The 12,585-nt window shown below is 69.9% G+C and carries 8 protein-coding genes; 4 read left to right on the forward strand and 4 right to left on the reverse strand.

Going from position 1 to position 12,585, the window contains the following annotated elements; all coding sequences use genetic code 11:
- Positions 1–61: 61 nt before the first annotated feature.
- Genes ACWEN0_RS11630 through ACWEN0_RS11645 form a run of 4 tightly spaced genes read right to left on the reverse strand, consistent with a single transcriptional unit; the run spans position 62 to position 4,617 of the window.
- Positions 62–1,474, reverse strand: a complete 1,413-nt coding sequence (locus ACWEN0_RS11630; protein ID WP_451972041.1) for a GH1 family beta-glucosidase — start codon at positions 1,472–1,474, stop codon at positions 62–64.
- The gene (locus tag ACWEN0_RS11635; protein WP_451972044.1) at positions 1,471–2,328 is read right to left on the reverse strand and encodes a carbohydrate ABC transporter permease; all 858 of its coding nucleotides are present in this window, start codon (positions 2,326–2,328) and stop codon (positions 1,471–1,473) included. Before ACWEN0_RS11635 ends, ACWEN0_RS11630 begins: the two co-directional genes overlap by 4 nt.
- The gene (locus ACWEN0_RS11640) at positions 2,325–3,314 is read right to left on the reverse strand and encodes a carbohydrate ABC transporter permease (protein ID WP_451972047.1); all 990 of its coding nucleotides are present in this window, start codon (positions 3,312–3,314) and stop codon (positions 2,325–2,327) included. Before ACWEN0_RS11640 ends, ACWEN0_RS11635 begins: the two co-directional genes overlap by 4 nt.
- A 4-nt stretch (positions 3,315–3,318) precedes the next feature.
- Positions 3,319–4,617, reverse strand: a complete 1,299-nt coding sequence (locus ACWEN0_RS11645) for an ABC transporter substrate-binding protein (protein ID WP_451972049.1) — start codon at positions 4,615–4,617, stop codon at positions 3,319–3,321.
- Positions 4,618–4,867: 250 nt separating this feature from the next.
- On the opposite strand from ACWEN0_RS11645, the gene ACWEN0_RS11650 reads away from it, so the two are divergent.
- From ACWEN0_RS11650 to ACWEN0_RS11665, 4 genes are all read left to right on the forward strand, one after another.
- Entirely contained in the window at positions 4,868–5,863 is a 996-nt protein-coding gene (locus ACWEN0_RS11650; protein WP_451973286.1) for a LacI family DNA-binding transcriptional regulator, read from the forward strand.
- Positions 5,864–6,204: 341 nt separating this feature from the next.
- Positions 6,205–9,150, forward strand: coding sequence for a glycoside hydrolase family 48 protein (locus ACWEN0_RS11655; protein ID WP_451972051.1), 2,946 nt, complete (start codon positions 6,205–6,207; stop codon positions 9,148–9,150).
- A gap of 10 nt (positions 9,151–9,160) precedes the next feature.
- A complete protein-coding gene (locus ACWEN0_RS11660; protein ID WP_451972053.1) occupies positions 9,161–10,681 on the forward strand; it encodes a cellulase family glycosylhydrolase in 1,521 nt (506 codons plus the stop codon).
- A 26-nt stretch (positions 10,682–10,707) separates the two neighbouring features.
- Complete coding sequence (locus ACWEN0_RS11665; protein WP_451972055.1) at positions 10,708–12,507, forward strand: glycoside hydrolase family 6 protein; 1,800 nt, start codon at positions 10,708–10,710, stop codon at positions 12,505–12,507.
- Positions 12,508–12,585: the final 78 nt, after the last annotated feature.

Below are 12,585 nucleotides of genomic sequence, written 5' to 3' on the forward strand. Positions count from 1 at the left end.
CCCGAGTTCAAGTTCTGCGCGGTGCAGGCCCACCGCCCTCAACACCCACGACCGGGCCTGCTCAGCCGAGGCCGTTCTGCCCGATCACCCGGGAGTACCAGTGGGCGCTGCGCTTCGGCGTCCGGCGTTGCGTCGCGTAGTCGACGTGGACCAGGCCGAACCGCTTCGCGTACCCCTCGGCCCACTCGAAGTTGTCCAGCAGGGACCAGTAGAAGTACCCGCGCAGGTCGACCCCGGCCGCGAGCGCGTCGTGCGCCGCCCGCAGGTGGGAGTCGAGGAACGCCACCCGGTCGGTGTCGACGATATCGCCGTCTTCGCCCACCACGTCCGGGTACGCCGCGCCGTTCTCGGTGATGTACAGCGGCACCTGCCGGTACCCGCGGTGGACCTGCAGCAGCGACTCCGTGAGCCCGGCCGGCTGGACCTCCCAGCCGGAGTCGGTCCGCGGCGCCGCCGGGTCCGGGACGAAGTGGACGTCGCCCGCGCCGACCCACTCCGGGCCGGCCGGCTCGCTGCCCGGCACCGGCCGGCCCGCGACGCGGTAGTCGCGGTAGTAGTTCACCCCCAGCCAGTCGACGTGCGCCGCGATGATCGCCGCGTCCTCCTCGCGGACGACGTCGCCGAGGCCGAACGGCGCGAGGTCGGCGACCAGGTCGTCCGGGTAGCCGCCGCGCAGCACCGGGTCGAGGAACAGCCGGTTCTGCAGGCCGTCGATGCGCCGGGCCGCCGCGACGTCGGCGACGTTCGCCGGGTCGTGCGGGGCGACCGGGTACAGGTTCAGCGTGATGCCCGCCGGGACGCCCGGCGCGTGCCGCCGGATGATGTCCATCGCCAGCCCGTGCCCGAGCAGCAGGTGGTGCGTGGCGGCGACGGCGGCCGGGTGGTCGGTGCGGCCGGGCGCGTGGATGCCGCCCGCGTAGCCGAGCATCGCCGCGCACCACGGCTCGTTGAGCGTCGACCAGCTGGCGACGCGGTCGCCGAGGCGCGCCAGCACCGTCTCGGTGTACTCGGCGAACCGGTAGGCCGTCTCGCGCGAAGTCCACCCGCCCTGGTCCTCCAGCACCTGCGGCAGGTCCCAGTGGTAGAGCGTCGCCCACGGCTGGATCCCGGCTTCGAGCAGCGAGTCGACCAGCCGGTCGTAGAACGCGAGCCCGGCGGCGTTCGGCGCGCCGCCGTCCGGCCGGACGCGCGGCCAGGCCAGGGAGAACCGGTAGGCGCCGAGGCCGAGGCTGCGCATCAGGGCGACGTCCTCGGCGTACCGGCGGTAGTGGTCGGCCGCCGGGTCGCCGGTGTCGCCGCCCACGACCGCACCCGGACGGCGTGCGAAGACGTCCCAGACCGAGTCGGTGCGACCGTCGGCCGTGGTGGCCCCTTCCACCTGGAACGCCGCGGTGGCGGCGCCCCAGACGAATCCGGGCGGGAACTCGCAGGCTGTCTCCGCCCGAACGCTGTCGGGATGTACGGACATGTTCACCCTTTCACGGCACCTTGCATGATCCCGGCCACGATCTGGCGGCCGAGGAGGACGAAGACGATGAGGATGGGGATGGTGGCCAGGGTCGTGCCGGCCAGCACCAGCGAATAGTCGACGTAGTAGCCGCTCTGGAGCTTCTCCAGCGCGACCTGGACGGTCGGGTTGCCCGCGTCCAGGACCACCAGCGGCCACAGGAAGTCGTTCCAGGACATCATGAACGTGAACATCGCGAGGATCGCCGCGGCCGGGCGCACGGCGGGCAGGCAGACGTTCCAGAAGATCCGGATCATGCTGCAGCCGTCGACGCGCGCGGCCTCGATCAGCTCGTACGGCAGGGCGTCCACTGTGTACTGGCGCATCCAGAAGACGCCGAACGCGGTGACCAGGTTCGGCACGATCACCGACTGCAGGCCGCCCGCCCAGCCGAGCTTCGACATGGCGATGAACAGCGGGATGATGCCCAGCTGCGTGGGGACCGCGAGGGTCACCACGATGAACACGAACAGCCCGTTGCGGCCCTTGAACCGCAGCTTGGCGAAGGCGAACCCGGCCAGCGACGAGAACAGCACCGTGGTCAGCGTGACGGTGCCGGACACGATGACGCTGTTGGCGAGGGCCTTCCAGAACGGCACGGTGTCGAACACCCGCGCGGCGTTGGCGAAGAAGTTGCCGCCGGGCAGGAACGGGGGGATGCGCTCGGTGAGCATCCCGCTGTCGCGGCTGGCCACCAGGAACGACCAGTAGAACGGGAACAGCGAGCCGAGGACGAAGATCGCCAGCACGATGTAGGTCGCCTTGCGCGGCCTGCCGAGCGTGGCGACTCTCTTGCGCAGGCCACTCTGGAGGGTCGTCATTTCTTCTTCACCGCCGGGGTGCGGGCCAGCCGGCCGGTGAGGAAGAAGTTCACCAGCGCGATGAGCACGATGATCACGAACAGCACCCAGGCGATCGCCGAGGCGTAGCCGAGGTTGTAGTTCTCGAACGCCGACTGGTAGAGGTACAGCGTCACGGTCTGGAACTGGTTGCTGGAACCGCCGTTGTTCGACCCCGGCAGGGCGTCGAACAGCTTGGGCTCGGTGAAGATCTGCAGGCCGCCGATCGTCGAGGTGATGGTGACGAAGATCAGCGTGGGCTTCAGCAGCGGCAGCGTGACGTTGAAGAAGCGGCGCCAGGTGCCCGCGCCGTCGATCAGCGCCGCCTCGTGCAGCTCCTTCGGGATGGCCTGCATGGCCGCCAGCACGATCAGGGCGTTGTAGCCGGTCCAGCGCCAGTTCACCATGATCGCGATCGCGACGTGGCTGCCGAACCGGCTGGCCTGCCAGTCGACCGGGTCGAGCCCGAGGGTCTGCAGCACGCCGTTGATGAGTCCGTACTTGGGGCCGAACAGGTTCGCGAAGATGATGCCGATCGCGACGAGGCTCGCCGCGTACGGCAGCAGGATGCCGACGCGCCAGCCGGTCGCGCCGCGCAGCCGGGCCCCGAGCAGGGCCGCAAGCAGCACCGCGATGATGATCTGCGGGATGCTGGAGAGCAGGAAGATGCTGATCGTGTTGGTCAGCGCGTTCCAGAACTGGCCGTCCCCGAACAGCTCCTTGTAGTTGTCGAGGCCGATGAAGTCCGGGTCGTCGTCCCCGGCCTTCCACTTGAACAGCGAGACGTACGCGGTGTAGAGCAACGGGAACAGCCCGACGATCCCGAAGACGATGAAGAACGGCGCGACGTAGAGGTACGGCGATACCTTGACGTCCCACCGGCTCAGCTTGTGCCGGAAGGTGGGCCGGGGAGACGTTCGCTCCCCGGCCTTGCTCCCTTCCGGCGCGACTTTGTCGATGACCGTCATCAGCTCAGCGCGTGATCTTCTTCGCCGCGTCGACCAGTTGCTGCCAGCCGTCCGCCGCCGACTTGCCCTGTTCGACCGCCTGCAGGGCCGGGCTGGACGCGTTCTCCTGGATCTGGCCGTCACCGGGGCCCTTGTACTGCGGCTTCTGGACCTTCTTGGCCTGCTCGGCGAACAGCTCGCCGACCTTCGCCCCGCCGAAGTAGGCGTCGGTCTGGCTCAGCAGCGTGGGGTCGGACAGCGCCTTGACCTGGCTGGGGAACGTGCCCTTGGCCTGGAAGGCCTTGATCTGCTGCTCCGGCGCGGTCAGCCACGCGGCCAGCTCGGCGGCTTCCTTCGGGTGCTTCGACTGCGTCGGCACGGTCAGGTACGACCCGCCCCAGTTGCCGCCGCCGCCCGGGAAGGCCGCGGTGACCGCCCACTTGCCCGCGTTCTCCGGGCCGGCCTGCTCCTTGATCACGCCGAGCATCCACGCGGGGCACACCTTCGTCGCGAACGCGCCCTGCTTGAAGCCGGTGTTCCACTCGTTGCTGAACGCGGTCAGCTTGGCCGACTCGCCCTTGGCGACGGCGTCGGTGACCTTGGTCCAGGCGTCCTTGATGCCCTGGTTGCTCTCGACGGCGAGCTTGTCGTCCGTGCCGATGTAGCCCTGGGGGAGCTGGTTGACCATGGCGTTGAAGTTCTGCGCGGCCGAGTCGAACCAGGCCTTCTTGGTCTTGGCGGAGTAGTCGGCCCCGGCCTGGAAGTAGCTGTCCCAGGTGGCGAACAGCGGCTTGACGGCCTCGGGGTCGGTCGGCAGGCCCGCGGCCTGGAACATGTCCTTGCGGTAGCACATCGCGAGCGGCCCGATGTCCGTGCCGTAGCCGATGACCTTGCCGTCCTTGGTCTTGGCGGCGTCGTACTTCCAGCCGAGCCAGCGGTCGGGGGAGGCGTCGGCGGGGCCGATCTTGCTCAGGTCGTTGAACTTCGAGCCCTTGTCGAGGACGTCGGAGAGGTGGCCCTCCTCGACCGCGGCGACGTCGGCGAGGCCGGAGCCGGCGGCGAGCTTGGTGATGAGGTCCTGGTGGTAGGGGCCGCCCTGACCGGTCTTGCGGTGGGTGATCTTGATGTTCGGGTGCAGTCGCTCGTACTCCGGGATGAGTGCCTCGTAGCCGAACTCGGTGAACGTCGACAGCGTCAGGTCGACGTGCTCGTTCGGGCCCGCCGCGGCCGGGGTGTCGTCACCGCCTCCGCCGCAGGCTGTGGCGCCGAGCGCCGTCATCGTGATGCCCAGTGCGAGGACCAGGCCGTTCCGGATCGTTCTCACGTGTCCAACCACCTTGTTGACGGGAATGAGCGCTCTCACTGCTGGGAGCCCGACTGGGAGCGCTCCCAGGTGTCGCAGAGTCTGCTGGGGGCCTTCACCGGTGTCAAGAGGTCGTGACCGGAGTGTTTCCTCCGAGGAGCGCTCCCGGACATCGCCCTGGGTGACGGTTAAGCTGTGGTCGTCCGGGTGGTCGTGGTGATTGAGGGCGGTAGGCGTGGGGCCTCGAGCAGGGGATGAAGAACGGCCGACGCTGGAGGACGTCGCGGCGTTCGCCGGCGTGTCGCGGTCGACGGCGTCACGCGCGTTGAACGACGACGCGTACGTCAGTGCGACGGCGCGCGAGAAGGTCCTGGCCGCGGCCCGTGACCTGGGCTATTCCCCGAACCAGGCGGCCCGGTCGCTGGTCACCCGCCGGACCGGCGCGGTCGCCGTGGTGCTCTCGGAACCCGAGTCGCGGCTGCTCGACGACCCGTACCGCGCCGCCGTCATGCGCGCGGGCTACCGCGAGCTGGCCGACGTCGGCCGGCAGATGGTGCTGATCTTCAGCGACATCCGCGAGGACCTGAGCCGGACCGTCCGGTTCCTGGAAGGCGGGCACGTCGACGGCGCGCTGGTGTTCGCGCCGCACCGCGCCGACCCGCTGCCCAAGGCGCTGCGGCTGCTGCGCATCCCCGTGGTGTTCGGCGGCCAGGCGGCCGGCATCCGCCGGGGCGTCCACGTCGTCGACTTCGACAACGAAGGCGGCGCGCGGCTGGCCGTCGAGCACCTGGTCGCGTCCGGGCGGCGCCGGATCGCCACGATCGCCGGGCCGCAGGACCAGAGTGCCCCGATCGACCGGCTCGCCGGCTGGCGCAAGACCCTCCTCGACGCCGGGCTCGACCCCGCTGACCTGGTCGAAGAGGCCGACTTCACGCTGTCCGGCGGGGCTTCGGCGATGACGGCCCTGCTGGACCGCCGTCCCGACCTGGACGCGGTGTTCGTCGCGAGCGACATGATGGCGGTGGGCGCGTTCCGCGTGCTGGGCGCGGCCGGCCGCCGCATCCCGGACGACGTCGCGGTGGTCGGCTTCGACGACAACGCCACCCTCGCCCCGGCGATGGACCCGCCCCTGACGTCGGTCCACCAGGACCCCCGCGAGCAGGTCCACGCCATGGTCGAAACCCTCATCCAGCTGCTGGACGACCAGAGCCTGAAGCCGCGGCAGCAGATACTGCCGGTCTCCCTGGCGGTCCGCGCCTCCAGCTGACCGTGTCGGCCGGACGCCGGACTTCCGTGCGGGAAGGGTCGACACGATCGGCGGTGCGGGTGGGCTTGATCCGGAATGCACGCCTTCGGCGCTAAACGGCGTTTCCGGAGTGCGGAGCGTGCACGAGGGGCTGGGCCGTTCGGGTGGTGGGCAGACGAATGGCGGGGGCCGTTCAGGAGCGTTCAGTGAGCTGGGCGGGGCCGGGAGCGTAGGGGCGACGTCCGCGGGCGCGGTGTCCTTCTGACTCGATTCTTTACAGCCACGTTTCCGGCTGGCTACCGTCTGCGCCTGGAAGCGCTCCCAGATCGCTGGCTCCCTACGGACAAAGGAGTTCCGCAGCCATGCGTTCCTCTCCCCGATGGCGCCGTGCGCGCCGAACGCGCTGGTTACGCGGCCGCGCCCTGGCACTGGGCACGGCCGTGGTCGCGGCCGCCGCCGCGCTGGTCGCCCCGCCGCCGGCGCTCGGCGCCGACATCGCCTGCTCCGTCACCTACACCACCAACGACTGGGACACCGGGTTCACCGCCAACGTCTCGCTGCGCAACGACGGCGCGCCGTTCGACAGCTGGAAGGTCGGCTGGACCTTCCTCGACGGCCAGAAGGTCCAGCAGGGCTGGAGCGCCACCTTCGCCCAGTCCGGCGCCGCGGTCACCGCGACGAACATGTCCTACAACGGCCACCTCGACACCGGCGCCAGCACGAGCTTCGGCTTCAACGGCTCCAAGGGCGCCGCCAACCGCCCGCCCACCGACTTCTCCGTCAACGGCACCGCCTGCACCGGCGCCAACAAGGCCCCGACCGTCAGCCTGACCGCACCGACGTCGAGCGGCACCTACTACGCCCCGGCCACCATCCCGCTCGCCGCGACGGCCGCCGACGCCGACGGCACGGTGAGCAAGGTCGAGTTCTACGCCGGCGACACGCTGCTGGCCACGGACACCACCGCGCCGTTCGAGGGCAGCTGGGCCAACGTCCCGGCCGGGACGTACTCGATCACGGCCAAGGCGTACGACAACAAGAACGCTTCGACGACGTCGAGCCCGGTCAGCGTGAAGGTCCTTTCCGGACCGACGATCGTCGCGTCCCCGGCGACCGCGCAGGTCAAGCAGGGCGGGACGACGACGTTCGCCGTCAGCCTGGCCGGCGCGCCCTCGAGTTCGGTCACCGTCGGCGTGGCGAGGACGGCGGGCAGCACCGACCTGACCGCGAGCCCGACGAGCCTCACCTTCACCCCGGCGAACTGGAGCACGCCGCAGAACGTCACCGTGAAGAGCGCCGACAACGGCGGCGACCTCGGCAGCGCCACCTTCACCGCGAGCAGCAGCGGCTACACCGCCGCCACGGTGACGGTCAACGAGATCTCGTCGTCCACATCGGACTACCAGCTCGCGTTCCTGACCCAGTACAACAAGATCAAGGACCCGAACAACGGCTACTTCCGCAAGTTCGGGTCCATCCTGGTGCCCTACCACTCGATCGAGACGCTCATCGTCGAGGCGCCGGACCACGGCCACGAGACGACGTCGGAGGCGTTCAGCTACTACCTCTGGCTGGAAGCGTCCTACGGCCGGGTCACCGGGGACTGGACGCCGTTCAACCAGGCGTGGACGTCGATCGAGACGTACGCGATCCCGTCGACCGCCGACCAGCCCACCAACAGCGGCTACAACGCGAGCAAGCCGGCCACCTACGCGGCGGAGTACCCGAGCCCGAAGTCGTACCCGTCGCAGCTGCAGAGCGGCGTGTCCGTCGGGGCCGACCCGATCGCGGCCGAGCTCAAGGCGGCCTACGGCTCGGCGGACGTCTACGGCATGCACTGGCTGCTCGACGTGGACAACATCTACAAGTTCGGCCACTGCGAGGACGGCACGAACACCGCGCCCGCGTTCATCAACACCTTCCAGCGCGGCTCGCAGGAGTCGGTCTGGGAGACGGTCACCCAGCCCAGCTGCGACACCATGAAGTTCGGCGGCAAGAACGGCTACCTCGACCTGTTCACCGGCGACTCGTCGTACGCGAAGCAGTGGAAGTACACCGACGCGCCCGACGCGGACGCCCGCGCCGTGCAGGTGGCCTTCCAGGCCGAGAAGTGGGCCGGGGCGCAGGGCAAGGGCGCCGACGTCGCCGCCGTCGTCAAGAAGGCGTCGAAGATGGGCGACTACCTCCGGTACTCCCTGTTCGACAAGTACTTCAAGAAGATCGGCAACTGCGTCGGCGCGTCGAGCTGCGCCGCCGGGTCCGGAAAGGACAGTGAGCACTACCTGATTTCCTGGTACTACGCCTGGGGCGGCTCGCTCGACACGGGCAGCGCGTGGGCGTGGCGCATCGGTGACGGGGCGGCCCACCAGGGCTACCAGAACCCCCTCGCCGCGTACGCGCTGTCGACGGACCCGGGCCTGAAGGTCACCTCGGCGACCGGCGCGCAGGACTGGGCGACCAGCCTCGGCCGCCAGATGGAGTTCCTGCAGTGGCTGCAGTCGTCCGAAGGCGGCCTCGCCGGCGGCGCGACGAACAGCTGGGAAGGCCAGTACGGCACCCCGCCGTCCGGCACGCCGACCTTCTACGGCATGTTCTACGACCAGCAGCCGGTCTGGCACGACCCGCCGAGCAACCAGTGGTTCGGCTTCCAGACCTGGGGCATGGAACGCATCGCCGAGTACTACCAGGCGACCGGCGACGCCCGCGCCAAGAAGATCCTCGACAAGTGGGTCCCGTGGGCGATCGCGAACACCACGGTCGGCTCGGGCGGCTCGTTCCAGATCCCGTCCGACCTGACCTGGAGCGGCGCGCCGGACACCTGGAACGCCACCAGCCCGGGCTCGAACGCCGGCCTGCACGTCACGGTGAAGAACTTCAGCCAGGACGTCGGGGTCGCGGCTTCACTGGCCAAGACGCTGCTCTACTACGCGTCGGGGGCGAGCAACGCCCAGGCCAAGACGGTCGGGGAGCAGCTGCTCACGGCGTTGTCGGCCAACACCGACAGCAAGGGCATCGCGGTGCCGGAGACCCGGACGGACTACAACCGGTTCGACGACACCTACAACGCCACCACCGATCAGGGCCTCTACGTGCCCACCGGCTGGACCGGCACGATGCCGAACGGCGACGCGATCAACTCGAACTCGACGTTCCTGTCGATCCGGTCGTTCTACAAGAACGACCCGCAGTGGCCGAAGGTCCAGTCCTACCTGGACGGTGGCGCCGCGCCGACGTTCACCTACCACCGGTTCTGGGCCCAGTCGGAGATCGCCACGGCGTTCGCCGCCCACGTCGCCCTGTTCGGCTGAAAGGTTCTCGATGAAGCGACTGCTCGCACTGGCGGTCGCCGCACTGGTCGGGGGCGCCGTTCTCACGGCGTCCCCGGCCACCGCGGCCCCGCAAGCAACCGGGACCGGCACCGGGTTCTGGCACGCGTCCGGCTCCCAGCTCGTCGACGCCACCGGCGCGCCGGTCCGGATGACCGGCGTCAACTGGTTCGGCGCGGAGACCGGCAACTACTCGCCGCACGGCCTGTGGAGCCGCAACTACAAGGACATGCTCGACCAGATGGCGGGCCTCGGCTACAACACGCTGCGGCTGCCGTACTCCAACCAGCTCTTCGACCCGGGCGTCAAACCGAACAGCATCGACGCCGTCCAGAACCCGGACCTGCAGGGGCTTTCCGGCCTCCAGGTGCTCGACAAGATCATCGCCTACGCCGGGACCAAGGGCATGCGCGTGATCCTCGACCAGCACCGGCCGGACTCCGGCGCGCAGTCCGCGCTCTGGTACACCAGCGCCTACCCCGAGAGCCGCTGGCTGTCGGACTGGACGATGCTCGCCCAGCACTACAAGGGCAACACCACCGTGATCGGGGCCGACCTGCACAACGAGCCGCACTCGATCCAGGGTGGCGGGGGAGCGTGCTGGGGCTGCGGGGACACCGCGACCGACTGGCGCCTGGCGGCCGAGCGCGGCGGGAACGCCGTCCTGGCCGCGAACCCGGACTGGCTGGTCATCGTCGAGGGCGTCGACTGCGTCAGCGGCACCGGCGACCCGCAGTGCGGCTGGTGGGGCGGCAACCTCTCCGGCGCGAAGACGTTCCCCGTGCGACTGTCCAAACCGGACAAGCTCGTCTACTCGGCCCACGAGTACGCGACGTCGGTGTTCGCGCAGCCGTGGTTCTCCGACCCCTCCTTCCCGGCGAACCTGCCGGCGCTGTGGGACCACTTCTTCGGCTACCTGCAGAAGCAGAACATCGCGCCGGTGCTGCTCGGCGAGTTCGGCACCACGCTCGCCGACCCGCGCGACAAGACCTGGCTGCAGGAGCTGTTGAAGTACGCCGGCACCGGCGCGACCGGGATGAGCTTCACCTACTGGTCGTGGAACCCCAACTCCGGCGACACCGGCGGCATCCTCAACGACGACTGGACCACCGTCAACCAGGCCAAGCAGGCGATCCTGCAGCCGTACCTGATCCCGCCGGCCGGCGGTGGCGGCGGGACGACCGAGCCGCCGCCCGCGGTGAGCTGCGCGGTCACCTACCACGTCGACAACGCGTGGCAGGGCGGGTTCGTCGCCTCCGTGACGCTCAAGAACACCGGCTCCACCCCGCTGAAGGCCTGGTCGCTCGGCTGGACCGAGCCTTCGGGGACGCAGATCACCGGCGGGTGGGGCGCCACCGTCACGCAGTCCGGGCAGCAGGCGAGCGCCAAGGCGCCGTCGTGGGCGCCCGACCTGGCCGGCGGCGCTTCGACTTCGATCGGCTTCCAGGCCACCGGTCCGTCCACCGGCGGGCCCAGCGGCTTCGCCGTCGGCTCCACCAGCTGCACCGCCTGACCCGACAACACGAAGGAGCACACTCGATGAGGAGTGAATTCTGGTCCCCGAAGCGGAAGGTGCGGCTCGCCGCGGCTTCCTCGGTGACGGCCGCCGCGGTCGTCTCGGGTCTCTTGGTGGCCGGCGGCAGCCCGGCGACCGCCGCCACCGGCTGCAAGGTGACCTACACCGTCAACCAGTGGGACACCGGGTTCACCGCGAACCTCGCGGTGACGAACCTCGGCGACAGCGTCTCGAGCTGGGACGTCCAGTGGGACTTCGCCGGCAACCAGCAAGTGCAGCAGGGCTGGAGCGCGACGTTCAGCCAGTCCGGCAAGCACGTGAGCGCGAAGAACCCGTCGTGGGGCGGCACGCTCGCCTCGAACGCGACGGCGAACTTCGGCTTCAACGGCTCCTATTCCGGCACGAACGCCGTCCCGACGTCGTTCACGCTGAACGGCGTCGTCTGCACCGGCGGCACCGGTGGGCCGACCACCACACCGACGACCCCGACCACCCCCACGACCCCGACCACGCCCACCACGCCCACGACGACGCCGCCGCCCGGGACGCACGTGGACAACCCGTACTCCGGGGCGAAGGGGTACGTGAACCCGGACTGGTCGGCGGAGGTGAGCGCGGCGGCCGCGGCCAAGGGCGGCACCCTCGGCGGCCAGATGGCCAAGGTGGCGAACACGTCCACGGCGGTGTGGCTCGACCGGATCGCGGCCATCGAGGGCACCTCGAGCGCCCGCGGCCTGCGCGGGCACCTCGACGCGGCGCTGGCCCAGCAGAGCGGCGGGACGCCGGTGACGATCCAGATCGTCGTCTACGACCTGCCGAACCGCGACTGCGCGGCGCTGGCGTCCAACGGCGAGCTGCAGGCCGGTTCGGACGGCCTGGCCCGGTACAAGAGCGAGTACATCGACCCGATCGCGTCGATCCTCTCGGACTCGAAGTACGCGCCGCTGCGGATCGTGGCGGTCGTCGAGCCCGACTCGCTGCCCAACCTGATCACCAACACCGCGACGGCCAAGTGCGCCGAAGCGCAGTCCACCGGGGCGTACACGCAGGGCATCCAGTACGCGCTGAACAAGCTGCACGCGATCTCCAACGTCTACAACTACCTGGACATCGCGCACTCGGCGTGGCTGGGCTGGGACAGCAACTTCGGCCCGTTCGTCAACCTCGTGAAGCAGGTGTTGCAGGGCACCACGGCCGGGGTGAACAGCATCGACGGCTTCATCAGCGACACGGCGAACTACACGCCGCTGACCGAGCCGAACCTGCCCGACCCGAACCTCACCGTCGGCGGCCAGCAGCTCAAGTCGGCGACGTTCTACCAGTGGAACCCGTACTTCGCCGAGGTGCCGTTCGCCACGGCGATGTACAACGCGTTCGTCGCGGCCGGCCTGCCCAGCGGCATCGGCATGCTGATCGACACCTCGCGCAACGGCTGGGGCGGCTCGGCCCGGCCCAGCGGCGCGTCGGGGTCCACTGTGGACGCCTACGTCAATTCGGGCCGGATCGACCGGCGGCTGCACCGCGGCAACTGGTGCAACCAGAGCGGCGCCGGGCTGGGCGCGCGGCCGACGGCGTCGCCCGCGGCGCACTTCGACGCCTACGTCTGGATCAAGCCGCCGGGTGAGTCCGACGGCGCGAGCTCGCAGATCCCGAACGACGAGGGCAAGGGCTTCGACCAGATGTGCGACCCGACCTTCCACGGCAGCCAGCAGGCCAACGGCGGCAACCTGACCGGCGCCCTGCCGAACTCGCCGCTGTCCGGCAAGTGGTTCGAGGCCCAGTTCGAAGAGCTGGTCCAGAACGCCTACCCGCCGGTGCAGTAGCAAAGCTCCCGGGCCGGGCGGTGCCGCGCAGCCGCCGTCCGGCCCGGGATTCCACCCCTCCCGACTCGGCAAAGGAGC

Source organism: Amycolatopsis sp. NPDC004378 (assembly GCF_053602455.1).